The organism is Trichocoleus desertorum ATA4-8-CV12 (assembly GCA_019358975.1).
GTDB classification, from domain to species: Bacteria; Cyanobacteriota; Cyanobacteriia; order FACHB-46; family FACHB-46; genus Trichocoleus; species Trichocoleus desertorum_A.
On sequence record JAHHIL010000032.1, the window covers coordinates 15,845 to 32,941 of the forward strand.

The following is a 17,097-nucleotide window of genomic DNA, read 5'->3' on the forward strand; positions in this document are numbered from 1 at the left end:
CCCTTCCCTTAGAGGGAAGGGAAGCAAGAGCTGTAGCTCCTGTTCATAGCCCCTCTTGTTTTTAGCCCCTCTCCTGTAGGAGAGGGGTTGGGGAGAGGTCAACCCAGGTTAACCACCAGAAATTTCTATCTCTTCATCTTTAAGCCCAGTTAGCAAAACCCACTCAAGGAGTTCTAAATCATGCAACTTAAGCCGATCAACCAACAAGTAGTTGCGATCGTCGGCGCTTCTAGTGGCATTGGCCGAGAAACGGCGCTGCAATTTGCTCGTGAAGGAGCCAAAGTCATTGTTTCCGCCCGGAACCAAGCAGGATTAGATTCCTTAGTGGAGGAAATTCGGCAAGCGGGAGGAGATGCCACCGCGATCGCGGCAGATGTGAGGGAGTTCCGGCAAGTCCAGGCGATCGCCGACAAAGCAATTCAGCAATATGGCCGCTTGGATACCTGGGTACATCTCGCAGCCGTAGAACTCTACGCCTCCTTTGAGCAAACCACCCCAGAAGAGTTCAAGCAAATCATTGATGTCAACTTGATGGGGCAAGTGTTTGGCGCGATGGTAGCTTTGCCACACTTGAAGCGGGAAGGACGCGGGGCCTTGATTCATGTCTCTTCAGTCGAAGCGATCCGAGCCTTACCGCTGCAAAGTGCCTACGCTTCTTCTAAACATGGCATCAACGGCTTTCTCGAATCGCTGCGGGTGGAGTTGATGCACGACAAAGTGCCTGTGAGTGTCACAGAAGTTCAGCCTGCCTCCATCAACACCCCGTTCTTTGATAAAGCTCGTACCAAGTTGGGTGTGAAGCCGATGGGTGCTCCACCGCTTTATGCGCCTAGCGATGTCGCCAAAGTCATTCTCTATGTAGCAGAACATCCCACACGGGACATTGTGGTGGGAGATGCTGGCAAAGCGATCGCCCTACTCCAGCGGATTTCCCCTCATCTGGTTGATGCCTACATGCGCCAGAGTGGTTTTGAGGCTCAGCGGACGGACAAGCCCAAATCTGAAGATGCTCCTGACAACCTATATGAGCCGATTTCGGGCTACGACCAAGTGAACGGAGAGTTCTCAACTCAGCCGAGCCTGACCACTTGGCTCGATACCCACCCCACCGTCACTTGGAGCGCGATCGCCGCCACAGCCGCTTTAGGAGCAGCCGCGCTCTTGGGTTGGGGCAACGAAGTTTAATTGACGGGGGCGGAGGAACAACGATGGCAAAACAGCGCAAAACCAAACAGCAAATTCAGCAAATAGCGCAAGCGCAACTTGGCTATGAACAACTCCGCCCTGGACAAGCTGACGCGATCGCCGCACTCTTAGCAGGACACGACACCTTAGCGGTGATGCCAACTGGGTCTGGGAAATCTGCGATCTACCAACTGGCAGGTTCGCTCATCCCTGGTATGGTCATCGAAGCTCTGGGGCATCCCTTGGTTTTGGCTTTGACTGCTATCGCTGCCCCACCTGTGCGCGAAGAAATTGTCGATCGCTTAGGGATGCAGAAGGCCAAGGTTGTAGTGCAAGGGTTCGATCACCCCAACATTCGGTTAGCAGTAGAGCGCTACGAAGACACTGGCGAGAAGCAAGAAGCCCTGCTCGATCGCGTGGTGAAAGCTGAAAAACCAGGCATTGTTTATGTGGCAACTCGTAAACGAGCCGAAGAGGTTGCGGCAGCACTAGAGAAGCAAAAAGTGAAAGCCGTGGTCTATCACGCCGGAAAATCTCCCCAAGTTCGCGAAGCCGCTTATCACGCTTTTATGGATGACGAAGCAGAAGTCATTGTGGCGACGACCGCCTTTGGGATGGGTGTAGACAAACCAAACGTGCGCTTCGTTTTCCATTACGACATCAGCGACTCGATCGATTCCTACTATCAGGAGATCGGTCGAGCTGGACGCGATGCCGAATCTGCTCAAGCGGTTTTGTTCTATAACCCAGTGGAAACTTTGCCTACCGGGGAAATTGTGCCCAACGAATCAGCACCTGATTTAGAAGAGGCAGTAGAGGCAGCGGTGCGCCTGCAAGAACATCGCCAACAATATGTGCGATCGCGGATCGAGATGATGCGAGGCTATGCCGAAGTCCGCGACTGTCGCCGCCGTTTTGTCCTCAACTATTTTGGTGAAGATCTCTCCGAACCTTGTGGCTTCTGTGACAACTGCAAATCTGGAATCCCGAATGAGTCTGAAACAGGTCATCAGCCTTTCGCGATCACTAGTCGAGTCGTGCATAAAAGTTGGGGTGAAGGCACAGTGATGCGCTACGAAGACGACAAAATCACCGTGCTGTTTGAAACCGTTGGGTACAAGACGTTAGGCGTCCGCATGGTGCTACTGCGCGGGTTGCTCAAGCGGGTAGATACATCTGTCGCAGATTTCACCCTAGGAAACTAATCACTGGGAAGCTATAAGCCACCAAAAAGGCGGGATGAAAACACAGTTAACCATTATCTTGAACTTTCTGAATGAGATTGAAGCAAAACCGCAGGTAGGCGCGAAACTTGATGAGTTCGTTATTTAGTATTAATTGGCGAGAACTTTTTATCCCTAGCCTCTCTTTGGTTGAGCTTTTTATTCGAGGTTCACTCGTTTATTTGGTGTTGTTTGGGATTCTGCGATCGCTCCCCAGCCGCCAGTTAGGTAGCCTTGCGATCACGGATTTGTTGGTGGTCGTGTTGTTTGCTGAGGCCGCCCAGAACGCGATGGCGCGAGATTACACCTCAATCACCGAAGGAGCTTTTCTGATCGGTACGGTGATTTTTTGGAGCTACGCCCTTAACTGGCTAGGCTTTCGCTTTCCAGCCGTGCAGCAATTCCTTAATCCCCCACCGTTACTCTTAATCCAGCAAGGTGATTTACTGCGGCGCAACATGCGGCGAGAAATGATTACTGAAGACGAACTCATGAGTCAACTTCGCCAACAAGGAGTTGAGACAATTGCAGAGGTCAAGGCAGCCTATATGGAAGCGGATGGCAGTATCAGTATCATCAAAGAGAAGCCTCAAGCTGTGGTTATTAAACTTTGAAGCCTTAGATAATAACCCCATAGGTTGAGGGATAAGGGTGATGTGAGGCTGCAACCCAGTGACTATACCTGCACCAAAGCGTGACTATACCTGCACTAAAGCCAGCATTCCTTCTGGCAAGGTAGCTCCATGCAACTTCGCCCCTGTCAGATTGATGCCTGTCCATTGAGTATTACTCAAATCGGCTGCGGTTAAAATAGCATCTGTCAAATCGGCCCGGATCAAACTGGCACCTAGTAGATCAGCACTGCTCAAATCCACACCGCGCAATGTGGCTCCAATCAGATCTGCTTCATATAAGTGAGCCCGTCGCAAATTAGCTTGATACAGATTCGCTCCGTGTAGGTCAGCTTCGCCTAAACTGGCTCGATTGAGATTGGCTTGAACTAAGTTGGCTGCTACTAGGTTCGCCCCGACCAAATTGGCTCGGCTAAGATCGGCTTTGACTAAATCAGCTCGACTCAAATTGGCACCTCTGAGAATTGTGTCTAACAAGCGGGCTTGACTCAGGTTAGCCCCCATCAAGTTAGCGCTCGTTAGGTTAGCTCCACTCAGGTCAGCACCCCTGAGATCAGCTCCACTAAGATTTGCCCCTACTAAATCAGCTCCTTTGAGACTAATCCCTCTCAGAATGGCTGCCTGTAGCGGTGCTTTTGGTAATTCTATGCCACCAAAATCCTTCTCACCCGCTGTATAGCGCTTTAGCAGCTCATTCACATTCATGCTTGCTCACACTTTATCCCTAGGAAGCTATGCGAATCATAGCCCAACCCTTCGAGGTGTAAGTAATCACATTGATATACCAGATACGACAAGCGGGGCGATCGCCTTAGCCTAATATTCGCAAAATATCTTTGGGGAACGGAGAGAGAGGGATTCGAACCCTCGTTAAAGTTGCCCCTAAACAGCATTTCCAGTGCTGCGCCTTCAACCACTCGGCCATCTCTCCTGGGGGGTCTGCACTGCTTATTTCAGCACAGGATTTTTATCTTAGCAGATACTACCAGAAGCGGCTAGGTTTTGGCGAGTAATTTTCAAATAAAATTTTGACCTGCAATTTTACTGACCTAGATCTGACTTTTATCTGACTTTTGCCACTACAAACCAAAATCTGCATCCGCTAACGTAACTTATATCACCCACCTAGAAGCTAGTAGGGTCTTATAAATCCGCTGTTCCTAACGACAATGGGCCTGCTGGCGTTAGCAACACCGCTCCCTTCCATCTGCAATCAATTATTCCTGACTATGCTCTATGTCTTCTCTAGGAGTTGAATGCAACCCCTATTTCGGCTTGGAGGAAAAGCTTTGGACTCAAAAGCTCAGATGAGCGGTACATTTCCACTCTTTGCCTCACCTGTAGAGGCACAACTAGGGCGATCGCCTGACAGCAACCCTGACAGCAGCATAGAACAGCAGGTAGCAAGGCTGGATTTAGCCTTACTCAATGCTCTGTTGAATTCCTTAGGACAGGGGTTTATAGTCGTTTCCCCGACCCTCCAGGTCATTTATTGGAATCAGCGAGCGGTAGAACTCTGCCGTTGGTTTTCTTCGACCCGCTCAGCATTGCCAGAAGAACTAGAAACTTTTTGCCGCCTTTTCTTGCAACGCAATTGCCCGGAGGGCCAAGTGGTTTTGGCAGACTACCAGATTGAGCCGAGGATGAGACTGCAAGTTTCGGCCCGTTGGCTTAAAGGTATGGCTAACTCTGCTGACTCCACCGCTGCTACCAACCTGGAACCAGGAATTTTGCTCGTGTTGCAAGATCGCCAAGCCATTCTAGAAGAAGAACTACAACTGGTGCAGACACAACTGGAACTGACCAAGCGAGAAGCTGAGATCTGGCTGTTGTTAAAACAGGAGTATAGCTACCAAGAAATTGCCCAAACTCTGCAAGTCAGCCTCAACACAGTCAAAACCCATATCAAAAATCTTTATTCAAAAAAACGGATTTATCAGTGCTAAGCTCCTAGACTTTTCTCAGGGATGGCCAAAAACTGGCACAGTAGTAGATAGTCCATCGTGGTTTTGGTACTGGGTGTCCTGCGGAAACTCTGGACTATTTAGATGGACAAATCCCTGATTGCAGTGCTTGCGCGCTTTGAGATTCATGACCCGTTCTTACTCTATTCGTATCCATAATCGCCAGAAGGGTACTCACCATACCGTTCAGGTGCCTGAAGATCGCTATATCTTGCACAGTGCCGAAAACCAAGGGGTAGAGCTACCTTTTGCTTGTCGGAATGGTGCTTGCACGAGCTGTGCGGTGCGCGTTATCTCTGGGGAACTCGCCCAACCAGAAGCAGTGGGTCTTTCTCCACATTTGCGCGATCGCGGTTATGCCTTGCTCTGTGTTAGCTACCCCCGCTCTGATTTAGAGGTGGAAACTCAAGACGAAGATGAAGTCTATGAGTTGCAATTTGGTCGCTATTTTGGCAAGGGCAAAATCAAAGTGGGTCTGCCTTTGGACGAAGACTAGTCGATTTGGGATTTTAGATTTTGGATTTTGGATTGAGAGTAGTCCGAGCTAAAGGGCGATCGCGATTGCAAGGCTTATGGTGGCAGTTGGGAGTGGTCTGCTGCCTTTTGTGGCTGACGGCTTGCCAAAGTGCTATCTCCCCTTCAGGTACCTCAGCCAGGGTGGAGCAAGTCGTCAGTGGACAAGCCATTGAGGTCAGTCCTACCAAGGACTCCGGGGGTACACCAGAGCGAGTGCGGCTGATTGGCATTGATGCCCCAGATTTGGCCCAGGAGCCTTGGGGAAAAGAAGCTAAGCAGCAATTAGAGCAGCTCATTGGCAATAAGCCGATCACTTTGGAGCCTGGGCTAGAACCCCGCGATCGCTATGAACGAACTCTGGCTTATGTCTGGCAAGATGGCAAGCTGCTAAACGAGCAACTCGTGGCTGAAGGCTATGCCTTGGCAGTACCGCGATCGCCGAACACCAAGTACGACCAACGATTAAAGCGTGCCCAAGAAAAAGCCAGACTCATGGGGGTGGGCATTTGGAAACCCGACCAACCCATGCGTCTGACCCCCGCCGAATTTCGCGCCCAAAATCGGTAATTAATGCACCCCTTCTAATTGCTTCTCTGGGGCTGGAGTCTCATTGGAAATGCCCAGGATGTCGTTATAGAGATCGGAGTACTCTCTAGCCGATTTATCCCAGCTAAAGTCGGTGTGCATACCGCGTTGCTGCATTTCTTGCCATTGGGGCTTGAAGCGGAAGCCTTCCCAAGCACGTACCATACAAGTGTAGAGATCAAGGGGTTCGTAGCGATCGAAGCAATAACCTGTACCTGTATGACTCATGGGCTCGTAGTGACTCACGGTATCCACTAACCCACCCGTCCGCCGCACAATGGGGACACAGCCATAACGCATCGCTAGCATTTGGCTAATGCCACAAGGCTCAAACCGAGAAGGCATTAAGAATGCATCCGATCCCGCATAAATGCGCCGCGCTAAAGCATCGTTGTAGAGCAAGTAAGCCGCCATCCGACCGGGATAGCGAGAAGCAATTTGCCACATTTGGGTTTCATAGTAGCGATCGCCCGTTCCCAACAAAATAAACTGGGAATCTGTATAGGACATAAAGCGATCGAGCACCTGAATAATTAAGTCGATGCCCTTCTGATCCACCAATCGCGTCACAATGCCAATCAAGAAAGCTTTAGAGTTGACCTCTAATCCCACTTCTTCCTGGATTGCAATCTTGTTAGCAGGTCGGCGATCGAGCGTATCAGCGCTAAAAGTTTGCGTCAGCCGCTTATCCGTCTCTGGATCATAAGCATCCATATCAATGCCATTAACAATGCCGCTCAGCTTGCCACTGATGAAAGACAGCAACCCCTCTAAGGTTTCACCGTAGGCAGCGGTTTGGATTTGCTGGGCATAGGTGGGCGAAACGGTGGTCACTCGGTCGGCATACTGCACTGCTGCCGCCATTGTGTTGTGGCCTTGCATGTACCAGGGGCACCAAGTCATCTGCTCTAGCTTCCAGCGCCATGGCCCTTGGTAAGCCAAGTTGTGAATCGTGAACACGGTGCCAATATCAGCAGTTTGGTGCATCCAAACAGGGATCATGCCCGTGTGCCAATCGTGGCAATGAATAATGTTTGGCTTCCAGTAGTTCCAAGCAAACTCGGCAGCCCCATTGGCAAACAACGTGAACCGCCAATCCTCATCCTCACCGGAGTAGATGTGACGCGGCAAAAAGGCAGGGTGGCCAAACAAATACAGGGGAACATCAGTGCCAGGAAGCACACTTTCGTAAACAGAAAATGTCTGGAACATGGCGCTGCCCGACCAAACAGGCTCGGCTGGAATTGACATCTTATCTGGCAGGAAACCGTAGTAGGGCATAAAGATGCGGACATCGTGGCCCATCTCACGCAACACTTGTGGTAAGGCACCCACCACATCTCCCATCCCACCCACTTTGGCAACTGGGGCTGCTTCTGCGGCAACAAACAGAATTCGCATGTTAGTTCCTGTATCCCCTGCAATGGTTAGCTAAACGAGTTCATTTGGCAACTTGGCCGAACCAGTACCGTCATCATACCGACTCCTGCCACTTTCTCTCTAGCTGGCTGAATAGCGATCGCGCTCCATCCCCTGTTTCCCTGCAAAATCCACAAAAAAAGGCACCTACGAGAGGTGCCCCTACAGTACAAGGCAAAAATAAGTTAGCTACGCATTTCAGCAGTAATCTGGTTCAGGATCTCTTGAGCCCCTTGCTGCTTGGCACGTTTGGCTAGCTCTGTACCTAAGCGATCGGCTTCACTCGCAGGGCCTGTAATACTCTCTTTGATGATGGTTTGGCCGTCCAAGCTGGCAACCAATCCAGTCAGGGTGAGGGCATCGCCATCAAACTCGGTGTTCACGCCGATGGGCACTTGGCAACCCCCTTCGAGTTCCCGGAGAAAGGCGCGTTCGGCATAGCAGCGCTGGGCAGTAGGGACGTGCTCTAAGGCTTTGATCACAGCCAACACTTCTGCATCGCCTTCACGGCATTCAATGCCCAGAGCCCCTTGCCCCACGGCGTGGAGGGAGACTTCGGCGGGAATGGCTTGGTGAATGCGATCGCCCATACCTAAGCGTTGCAAGCCTGCGACTGCCAAGATCAAAGCGTCATACTCACCTGCATCGAGTTTGGCTAAGCGGGTGTTGAGGTTGCCCCGCACGTCTTTGAAGCTGAGGTGGGGGTAGTGGTGACGCAGTTGAGCCAGTCGGCGTAGAGAGGAAGTGCCGATAACTGCTCCAGCGGGCAGGGTGGCGAGTTGCTTGTCTTTATGCTTCTCGTGGACAACCAGAGCATCGGCTGGGTTTTCTCGCTCGGTGACGCAGCCTAGCACTAAACCTTCGGGCAAGCGAGTGGGCAAGTCTTTGAGGGAGTGGACGGCAAAATCAATCTCGTTGTTGATCATGCCTAGCTCTAGTTCTTTGGTGAACAGTCCTTTGTCACCAATCTTAGCCAGAGCAACATCGAGGATTTTATCCCCTTGGGTGCTCATGGTGTGCACTTCAAATGTCCGATCCGGGAAGGCTTTTTGTAACTGTTCCTGAACCCAGTAGGTTTGAACTAAAGCCAATTGACTTTTACGCGAACCGATGCGGATTGTGCGAGCAGGACTGGAAACAGCGGGGGACATAAGGCAGTGCAGTGAAAGGGTTATCTTGAAGTCACTCTTTCCAGATTACCGCAGCAATGGACAGCAGGGGCTTGAATGGCTGCTGCTGAATGGTTACAGATGATTAAGTTGGTGGGAGGTTTCGGTTTGATGGAAACCGAGCCCTTGGGGGCGCTTGCCCCCAAACCCCCGCTGAGGGACGGCTGCGTCCCCCAGACCCCCTCCAGAAGTCAGAGCTGTCTCATTGGTTCCCCCAAAATTAGAGGGCTAGGGGGGGCTTGGCTATTTCAGTTTTTGTTTGATGAATCCGGTGATTTGAGCGAGTTGTTTTTTCAAGCTGTCGATGTCTGTCTGCATCTGGTCGAGCTTAGCGTTGAGGGCTGGGATGGCTGAGCTAGGGGTACCTGTAGCAGTGGGGGAAGGTTTGGTGGCGATCGCGGCTGGTTTTGGCTTTCTGGATTTGGCGATCGCTGATCGCAAGGCTCCGATTAAGGCTTTTTGCCCGAAAGGTTTCTCAATGAACTCGAAGCGATCGAATAAGTCTGGTACTTTCTCAACCACTTCTTCTTTGCGTCCTGACATCAATACGAGGGGGATGCTTTGCAGTTCTGGTTGAGCTTGCATCTGCTCTAAAACTTCCCAACCGTTCATGCGAGGCATGAAAAAATCTAGTAATACGATGTTGGGACGAATTTCACGAATTAAATCTAGGCCCTCAACTCCATCTTTGGCTTCTAAAAATTCAAAGCTGCCTTGTGGCAACATGTCGCGCACTTGCATGCGAATGGTTTTTCCATCATCGATGACTAAAATTTTTTGATTTGCCATGACTAATTACTAAAAGTTGAGGGCAGATTGTAATGCCTGAATCTAGGATTAAGTTCAGCTCCCTGAGGCCATCAGTGACCAATATTACTGTCAGTGCAGAACTTGGCTGCGGCCCTTGGATTTGCTGTTCTTCTTAGCATTCCCTTCCTAACAATCATTGAAACTAGAAATTCAAATGAGAGGTGGAGGGCGATCGCTCCTACGGTTAGGTTGAGATTGAATCTGCTAGAGTTTTCACTTTTCTCAGCGATTAATCAGCAGGTTGAAACAATTTTTAGTAATTTATCTTGAGGAATTTGCTTCCAAAGAAAACTGCACCAATGACACCGAAAGGGTGATGATCACGGGTGCAGTTGAGTGATTTTGGAAGGGAATGCGATTTAAAGAGTGATTGAAAGATTTGAGAGAGCTGAAGAACTCAGCTTGCTACCAAAAATTTTGATTTGAAAGCTCTGAGGTTAACTTACAAACCTGTTTCGCTGTCGTGCTCAGCGGTTGCAGAGTCAACGCCCATTGGGGAAACCAGGTCACGGAAGAGGGTGATTTGCTGCTGGAACTCTAGCCCTTTGATTTGCTCTAGCAGATTTTGAGCTTCAGGCGCAAGTTGATAGTCGGCAGGCAGTGGACTGATAGTGCCAGCGTCCATACCTTGAGCCAAACGGTACCAGAACAACAACTTGGTGGTGTCGCCTATAGAGCCATACTCACGAGCCAGCAGACCGTTTTTGTGTGTGATTAAATCACGTTGCAGTTGCAGCTGTTCTTCATGGGACATGTCCTTGACTTGGTTGAACAAGCCCTCAGCAATTTCGGGAGAAACAGTGCTAGCGCCAGGAGCAGCAGGCGTAATGGCCCCGCCCATCTCTTTGTAAATGAAGTAGAACAGCGCCAATTGCTGATCTACATCTAAGCTTTGGAAGGCTTCTACATTGCTTCTAATCGTTTCGTCTTTCGTGAAGGTCATCGGGATCTCATTCATGCAACTCCTGCAAGGTAACAGGGCATTTACATCTCTTAAACCCACTGAAGATAGAGGTGACCAAACCTTACTACAGACAGAGGAAAAGTTCTAAAGGAGGCAGAGTATGAGGGGTAGCAGGTCGCACTTTGTTTGCGGCTAGCAATTGATGGTCATTTCAACCAGGAGGGTCGCTTGTGAGTGGACGTTTAGCAGGCAAGGTCGCCATTATCACCGGAGCAGGCACAGGAATTGGCGAAGCGATCGCCCACAAGTTTTGTAAAGAAGGAGCCAAAGTAGTCCTGAATGGTTTGCCTAGCGATCCGCTCCAAGATGTCATGAATGCGATCGCTCAGCAGGGTGGTCAAGCCGTAGTCTACGCCGGAGATGTAGCAGAAGAATCTCAGGCCCAAGCTTGTGTCCAAGCCGCGATCGATGCTTATGGTCAACTAGACATCTTGGTGAATAATGCGGGTGTGTTTGTCGTTACCGCTGAAACTCAGGATTACCCAGTTGAAGACTTTGATCGCACCGTACGCATGAATCTTCGCTCCGTCTTCTTGATGACCAAGTATGCCTTACCCTACCTTCAGCAAACTCGCGGCAATATCGTCTCTGCTGGTTCAGAAGCTGGGTTTAATGGACTCGCTCAAAACACCACCTATGGCGGCACCAAAGGCTGGGTGCACTCCTTCATGAAAGGGGTAGCTGTCGAGCAAGCTCAGTATGGGGTTCGAGCCAATTGTGTTTGTCCTGGCCCGATCGACACTGCCTGGACGCACAAAGAAACAGGCCCGATGGATGCCGAGATGGAAGAAATGCTGATTCAAGCGACTCCAATGGCTCGCCGTGGCACTCCAGAAGAAATGGCCAATGTCTACGCCTTCCTTGCCTCCGATGAAGCCAGCTATGTGACCGGAGCTTTATGGCTAGCTGATGGTGGAGTGACCGTTGCCAAAGGAGCCGTGGGTCAGAAAGTGCCAGAATCCCTGCGAGCAGAGCCTCAAGGCCAACTACACCATCTTTCCCATGCCAAAGACGGTTTAAAGAATAAAGAGACTCGTTCTGTGAAGTAAGCGATCGCTACTAGTCGTCCATTTTAGGAGAGCAAGTTGTATGCAACTGACAGGGAAAGTAGCGCTAGTCACAGGAGCAGGATCGGGGATTGGTAAAGCCGCAGCTCAACTCCTGGCAAAAGAAGGAGCCAAAATAGCTGCCTTGGGCCGCAGTAACGATGATATTCAACAGACCCTAGCAGAGATTCAAAAATCCGGGGGAGAAGCCATCCCAGTGCTAGCTGACATCTCTCAACCTGAGGCAATGCAGCAAGCGATTCAGGCGATCGCAGACCAATGGGGCAGGCTAGATATCGTCTTTGCCAACGCGGGTATCAACGGCGTCTGGACCTCCTTAGAAGAACTAGAACCCGACGAGTGGGATAAAACCCTCAACATCAACCTCAAAGGCACCTTTCTCACCGTTAAATACGCCATCCCGCTGCTGAAAAAACAAGGCGGCTCCGTGATTATCACTTCCTCCGTCAACGGCACCCGCATGTTCAGCAATACTGGAGCTACTGCCTACGCCTGTTCCAAAGCAGGGCAAGTCGCCTTCACCAAAATGGCCGCCCTGGAACTCGCCGAGCACCAGATTCGCGTCAACGTCATCTGCCCCGGAGCCATCACCACCAACATCGACGAAAACACCGAGCGCCGCGACCTCGAAGACATCCAAGAACCCGTCGAATTCCCCGAAGGCAAAATTCCCCTGACCGACGGCAAACCAGGCACCTCCGAACAAGTCGCCCAACTCGTCCTCTTCCTCGCCTCCGACAACTCCAGCCACATCACAGGCACCGAAGTTTGGATCGATGGTGCCCAATCCTTGTTGCAGGGATAGTGTAGAGCTTATGGCTTAGAGACCTAACCCCCAGCCCCTTCCCTATGAGGGAAGGGGAGCCAGCAGTAAAACAAAACTAACTACCTTACACAAGAGTTACCTCTGGAGGGGGTCTGGGGGACGCAGCCGTCCCTCAGCGGGGGTTTGGGGGCGAGTGCCCCCAAGGGCTCGGATTTCCAAAGAATCAAACCGAGAACAATCAGGTTAAACCCACATGCCACAAGTATTTGGAAAACTCCCCACCACCGCTCAACCCTGGTCCACCATCGGCGCAGTTCAATCCATCCAAAAAGACGATCGCACCCTTTACCTCGATTGCGGTGGCCCCCAACTCGCGATCGCCATTCTCGCCCCCAACCTGATTCGCGTCCGCCTTGCCCCCACAGGCAACTTCCAACCTCGCCGCTCCTGGGCCGTCACCAAAGATGACCATGACTGGTCCGCCATCTCCTTCGACTTTGAGGAAACTCCCAACACCCTCGAAATCAAAACCGAGCAGATCCGCCTCTCCATCCAGCGAGACACCGCCCAAATCACCTGTTTTGACCCCCAAAATCGTCCCTTCGCCCAAGATATTGCTCCCGGTATGGCTTGGCGAACAGGTGCGATCGCCACTTGGAAACAGATTGAAGCCGAGGAACACTTCTACGGCTTTGGTGAACGCACCGGATTCCTCGACAAACTCTCCGAAGTCCAGACTAACTGGACCACAGACGCTCTCGACTACGACGCTCTCAGCGATGAGATGTACCAAGCCATTCCTGTCTTCATGGTGCTGCGACCAGAAGTAGGATATGGCATCTTCTTCAACACCACCTACTGGAGCCAGTTTGACATTGGCGCAGATCAACCCGGTGTCTGGCGAATGGAAACCCGTGGCCCCGAACTCGACTACTACATCATCTACGGCCCCACCCCAGCCCAGATCATCCACACCTACACGGAGCTAACCGGACGGATGTCTCTGCCGCCTCAGTGGGCAATGGGCTACCACCAATGCCGCTGGAGCTATGAATCTGAAGATGTAGTGCAAAAAATCGCCCATGAGTTTCGTCAGCGTCGCCTTCCCTGCGATGTCATCCACCTTGACATCGACTACATGAATGGCTATCGCGTCTTCACTTGGAGCCCCAAGCGCTTTCCCCATCCCGATAAACTGCTGCGTAACTTGGCTGAAGATGGCTTTAAGACTGTAACCATCGTTGATCCAGGGGTGAAATACGAGCCAGAAGCCGACTATGCCGTGTTTGACCAAGGACTAGAGAAAGACTACTTTGTGCGGAAACCAGATGGACAGCTATTTCATGGTTATGTCTGGCCTAGCAAAGCTGTATTTCCCGACTTTTTGCAACCAGAAGTTCGCAGTTGGTGGGCTGACTGGCATAAAAACCTAACTGAAGTAGGGGTCGCAGGTATATGGAACGATATGAACGAGCCTGCCCTCGACGATCGCCCCTTTGGAGATAATGGCAACAAAATTTGGTTTCCCCTGGATGCACCGCAAGGCCCAACCAATGAGCAGGCTACCCACGCAGAAACCCACAACCTCTACGGCTTGAACATGGCTCAAGCTTCAGCCGAGGCTTTAGAAAAGCTTCGCCCTACAGAACGCTCTTTCGTACTGACGCGATCGGGTTATGCGGGTGTACAGCGTTGGTCCTCCGTATGGATGGGAGATAACCAGTCGTTGTGGGAGCATTTGGAAATGTCTTTACCGATGCTCTGCAATATGGGGCTTTCGGGTGTGCCTTTCGTCGGGTGTGATATTGGGGGGTTTGCAGGCAATGCCACGGCAGAGTTATTTGCACGCTGGATGCAAGTCGGCATGCTATATCCCTTAATGCGAGGACACTCCTCAATGGGAACGGCACAACACGAACCGTGGGTATTTGGCGATCGCGTAGAAGCCATCTGCCGCGAATATATTGAACTGCGCTATCGGTTGCTGCCCTACCTCTACAGCTTGTTCTGGTCAGCCGCAAACACAGGAGAACCCATTCTGCGACCCTTGCTCTATCAGTATCCCAACGACCCCAAAACCTACAGTCTGTACGACCAAGTGTTACTCGGTCCTTCCTTGATGGCAGCACCAGTTTACCGTCCTGGGATCGAGTGTCGAGCCGTTTATTTGCCAGCAGGGACTTGGTACGACTGGTGGAGCGGAGAACAGTTTGAAGGACCGACACACATTCTGGCCGATGCTCCGTTAGAACGGATGCCACTCTATGTCTCCGCTGGCAGTATTATCCCGATGGCTCCGGTGATGCAGTATGTGGGTGAGCGATCGCTAGACGAACTCAGGCTACGGATCTGGCCTGGAACTGGTGAGTGGACTCATTATGAAGACGATGGCCGTACCTTTGAGTACCGAGATGGTGCTTGGGCCACCAGTCACTATCGCGTCTTCCCAGAAGGCCAACAAACCGTGGTAGAGATTGCAGCGCGGCAAGGAAACTGGACACCAAGCGATCGCGAGGTGATTGTAGAACTGGTTGGCGTGGGTGAACAGCGCTTTCAGGATGACGGCAGCGATCGCCGTTTAACCTTCTAAGTCAATCTATTGCTGTCGCAGAATATCCGCAGGACAGCGAAACCAACAGTCTGGCCCTTGGATATGCAAATGAGCGGGCGTATCTGCAACCTTCAATAATTTGTTAGCCAGACTCGTGCAGCGCTTGAGCAATCGATCTGTCACAACAATCGTGGGACACATCACCAACAACACAGTAACATCATTCGCTTCTTCTACAATGCCCCACTCCGAGAGACTGAGCAAAGCTCTCAAGGCTCCATCGCAGGATTGGTAAAAGCGTTGCTGAGTGCTAATCACAGCTCCCAGTTCTTTCGCTAGCATCCAGTCAGTTGGGCCTAAGGGTTGGGGTTGGTCGTCAGGGTGCCTCATGCTGTTTTTTCTACAAGGGGCTAGGGCTGAATTGCTGCACGGTACCGTGTCAGTATGCCCACCCCAGGTAGCGAGATCGCATGGCTACGCCTCGTACTTCTGGCGATGCTCGGCTAAGAGTTGCAGATAATGCGAGTTAGTTTTGGCTTGAACCCATTTCTCCTTAAAGATTGCCGCCGATTCTGCCTTCACTGGATCTACTTCGTAAGGCAAGACTTCTTGTCGTGCCACTTTTTCAGCGGCTTCAGAACCCGCTTTTTGGGGATTTGTTTGATACTTTTTGCCACTTTTATGGTTGGCGTAACGGCGCGATCGCGTATATCCCATTTGCAAAAATTTCCGAGCCATATCTGCCCCAACAAAATCTCTCTGTTGCAGATAGTCCAGAAACATTTGATAAATCGTTTCGCTAGACTGTTTAGCGATCGCAGGAGTTTTGAAACGCCAGTGAGGCAAGATTTCTGACTTGTACGGCTCTACCATCAGCACACCCTGCTCTCCTTTGCCGATGCGGTACAGTTCCGGATGCTGACGAAAATCAATGGTTTTGAAGTCCAAAGAATAATCAAATGACATGGTGACTTTAAGGCTGAAACTTTAGAGTGAAGAAAGTGCTGAACATGCGTCGTGAAATGGAGTAGTAGCCGCTATGCAATCGAGTTCTCCAGTCTGCAATTCCACTTTGACTCCTGGCATCTTGCGTCGCATGCATCACATTGCTTTGAATGTGCAAGATCTCCAAGCCTCACGCCAGTTTTACGGCACCTGGCTGGGATTGCAAGAGCTAACCGGAGATGCGATTCCGAGTACCTTGCGATCGCTCGTGGAAGCAGGGAAAGTCGCCAACTTTGTTATGCCCGATGGCACTGTGCTCGATTTGTTTTGGGAACCCGATCTCACACCACCCGACCCAGATCCCAGCCGAGGCTTTACCCGTGCCAATCATTTAGCCTTTGATATTGAGCCGCAATTATTTGACCAAGCCGTAACAGTGCTGCACCAAAATCAAGTCGCGATCGCAGAAGGCCCAGTCACTCGCCCCACCGGACGCGGTATCTACTTTTATGACCCTGATGGCTTCTTGCTGGAGATTCGCTGCGACCCAGAACTAGATACAAATACAAGTGCTTAAATTGCTTTAGAAACTGCCTTCCCAATCAGGGCAAGTCCCTTGGTTTCCCCAACCATAGGGATGGAATCCACAAATCAACAGATTACGGCTCTCAAAAGCGGTGCCATAAGCCACCCCATGATAGTGAGCGCAACCCTGGCAAGCTTTAGGGCGAGAAGGTGCAGTCTCAATAAACCCAACTTGCGATCGCAAAATTTGCTGCTTGCTCTGCTGTCTATGCCATTTCACATAGTCAGCTCTCCTAAAAAAATAGTTAGCCTTCTGAAACGGATCTTGAGTGGTCTGCATAAAAAGTTTCTATAGGAGGTTTTAGCTTCTAGCCTAACTAAGAAACTTCTGTTATCGCATCACTCTTAAGCATACTTATGCTCTATGGTGTGCCTAAAAGGCGTTGATTCTATCACTTCCCTAGGAAACGGATGCTAAAGCTTGGTCAGACTTTCTGATGTAATTTCTGGCGATCGCAGCCTCTACAAAACTCAATCAATGTTTGTTTTAGAGTAGTATTTTAACCTCCATTCAAGAGACCGTTTGACTGAAAATTGTGTTAAAAAAACGAGTAAAAGTGCGAGTAAAAAGGTATTTATACCTCCTTAATTAAGGCCAAATATTGAAATTAACTATGCCCCAAGCGGTACGAATGGATCTGCCACGTCTCTTAAGCTGAACGCAGGATTATAAAAATCCCAGGTGAATTTTGAAATATTTTCTAACTTCACTGCGC

At 50.7% G+C, this 17,097-nt stretch carries 18 protein-coding genes and 1 tRNA gene; 10 read left to right on the forward strand and 9 right to left on the reverse strand.

Annotated elements, in window-relative coordinates; all coding sequences use genetic code 11:
• Window positions 1–180: 180 nt before the first annotated feature.
• From KME12_18965 to KME12_18975, 3 genes are all read left to right on the forward strand, one after another.
• Entirely contained in the window at window positions 181–1,185 is a 1,005-nt protein-coding gene (locus KME12_18965) for an SDR family oxidoreductase (GenBank protein MBW4489869.1), read from the forward strand.
• Between the two features lie 23 nt (window positions 1,186–1,208).
• Entirely contained in the window at window positions 1,209–2,390 is a 1,182-nt protein-coding gene (locus KME12_18970) for a RecQ family zinc-binding domain-containing protein (GenBank protein MBW4489870.1), read from the forward strand.
• A 110-nt stretch (window positions 2,391–2,500) separates the two neighbouring features.
• Complete coding sequence (locus KME12_18975) at window positions 2,501–3,022, forward strand: DUF421 domain-containing protein (protein ID MBW4489871.1); 522 nt, start codon at window positions 2,501–2,503, stop codon at window positions 3,020–3,022.
• Between the two features lie 84 nt (window positions 3,023–3,106).
• Here the strand turns inward: KME12_18975 and KME12_18980 are convergent, their stop codons facing one another.
• The gene (locus KME12_18980; GenBank protein MBW4489872.1) at window positions 3,107–3,745 is read right to left on the reverse strand and encodes a pentapeptide repeat-containing protein; all 639 of its coding nucleotides are present in this window, start codon (window positions 3,743–3,745) and stop codon (window positions 3,107–3,109) included.
• 139 nt (window positions 3,746–3,884) lie between these two features.
• Window positions 3,885–3,971: transfer RNA gene (locus tag KME12_18985), tRNA-Ser, on the reverse strand.
• Window positions 3,972–4,296: 325 nt separating this feature from the next.
• Here KME12_18985 and KME12_18990 point away from each other — a divergent pair.
• From KME12_18990 to KME12_19000, 3 genes are all read left to right on the forward strand, one after another.
• Window positions 4,297–4,986, forward strand: coding sequence for a hypothetical protein (locus KME12_18990; protein MBW4489873.1), 690 nt, complete (start codon window positions 4,297–4,299; stop codon window positions 4,984–4,986).
• Window positions 4,987–5,131: 145 nt separating this feature from the next.
• The gene (locus KME12_18995) at window positions 5,132–5,500 is read left to right on the forward strand and encodes a 2Fe-2S iron-sulfur cluster binding domain-containing protein (protein MBW4489874.1); all 369 of its coding nucleotides are present in this window, start codon (window positions 5,132–5,134) and stop codon (window positions 5,498–5,500) included.
• Window positions 5,501–5,586: 86 nt separating this feature from the next.
• The gene (locus KME12_19000) at window positions 5,587–6,087 is read left to right on the forward strand and encodes a thermonuclease family protein (GenBank protein MBW4489875.1); all 501 of its coding nucleotides are present in this window, start codon (window positions 5,587–5,589) and stop codon (window positions 6,085–6,087) included.
• Here KME12_19000 and glgA read toward each other — a convergent pair whose 3' ends face one another.
• The 4 genes from glgA to KME12_19020 form a co-directional block, all read right to left on the reverse strand.
• Entirely contained in the window at window positions 6,088–7,506 is a 1,419-nt protein-coding gene (gene glgA, locus KME12_19005; protein MBW4489876.1) for a glycogen synthase GlgA, read from the reverse strand.
• Window positions 7,507–7,709: 203 nt separating this feature from the next.
• Complete coding sequence (hemC, locus tag KME12_19010) at window positions 7,710–8,675, reverse strand: hydroxymethylbilane synthase (protein MBW4489877.1); 966 nt, start codon at window positions 8,673–8,675, stop codon at window positions 7,710–7,712.
• Window positions 8,676–8,936: 261 nt separating this feature from the next.
• The gene (locus KME12_19015) at window positions 8,937–9,482 is read right to left on the reverse strand and encodes a response regulator (GenBank protein ID MBW4489878.1); all 546 of its coding nucleotides are present in this window, start codon (window positions 9,480–9,482) and stop codon (window positions 8,937–8,939) included.
• A gap of 463 nt (window positions 9,483–9,945) precedes the next feature.
• Window positions 9,946–10,446: an Orange carotenoid protein gene (locus KME12_19020; GenBank protein ID MBW4489879.1), complete on the reverse strand. Its 501-nt coding sequence runs from the start codon at window positions 10,444–10,446 to the stop codon at window positions 9,946–9,948.
• A 191-nt stretch (window positions 10,447–10,637) separates the two neighbouring features.
• Between KME12_19020 and KME12_19025 the strand changes: the two genes are divergently transcribed.
• The 3 genes from KME12_19025 to KME12_19035 all read left to right on the forward strand — a co-directional run bounded on the left by KME12_19025 (window position 10,638) and on the right by KME12_19035 (window position 14,890).
• Window positions 10,638–11,516: an SDR family oxidoreductase gene (locus KME12_19025; protein ID MBW4489880.1), complete on the forward strand. Its 879-nt coding sequence runs from the start codon at window positions 10,638–10,640 to the stop codon at window positions 11,514–11,516.
• Between the two features lie 40 nt (window positions 11,517–11,556).
• Window positions 11,557–12,339, forward strand: a complete 783-nt coding sequence (locus KME12_19030; GenBank protein ID MBW4489881.1) for an SDR family oxidoreductase — start codon at window positions 11,557–11,559, stop codon at window positions 12,337–12,339.
• 214 nt (window positions 12,340–12,553) lie between these two features.
• Window positions 12,554–14,890 carry a glycoside hydrolase family 31 protein gene (locus KME12_19035; protein MBW4489882.1) on the forward strand — a complete coding sequence of 779 codons (2,337 nt, stop codon included), beginning with the start codon at window positions 12,554–12,556 and terminating at the stop codon, window positions 14,888–14,890.
• Window positions 14,891–14,896: 6 nt separating this feature from the next.
• Here the strand turns inward: KME12_19035 and KME12_19040 are convergent, their stop codons facing one another.
• A complete protein-coding gene (locus KME12_19040) occupies window positions 14,897–15,241 on the reverse strand; it encodes a hypothetical protein (GenBank protein ID MBW4489883.1) in 345 nt (114 codons plus the stop codon).
• 84 nt (window positions 15,242–15,325) lie between these two features.
• Complete coding sequence (locus KME12_19045) at window positions 15,326–15,817, reverse strand: DUF4385 domain-containing protein (GenBank protein ID MBW4489884.1); 492 nt, start codon at window positions 15,815–15,817, stop codon at window positions 15,326–15,328.
• A 73-nt stretch (window positions 15,818–15,890) separates the two neighbouring features.
• Between KME12_19045 and KME12_19050 the strand changes: the two genes are divergently transcribed.
• Window positions 15,891–16,373, forward strand: coding sequence for a VOC family protein (locus KME12_19050; GenBank protein MBW4489885.1), 483 nt, complete (start codon window positions 15,891–15,893; stop codon window positions 16,371–16,373).
• A 6-nt stretch (window positions 16,374–16,379) separates the two neighbouring features.
• Here the strand turns inward: KME12_19050 and KME12_19055 are convergent, their stop codons facing one another.
• Entirely contained in the window at window positions 16,380–16,661 is a 282-nt protein-coding gene (locus KME12_19055) for a hypothetical protein (GenBank protein ID MBW4489886.1), read from the reverse strand.
• Between the last annotated feature and the right edge of the window lie 436 nt (window positions 16,662–17,097).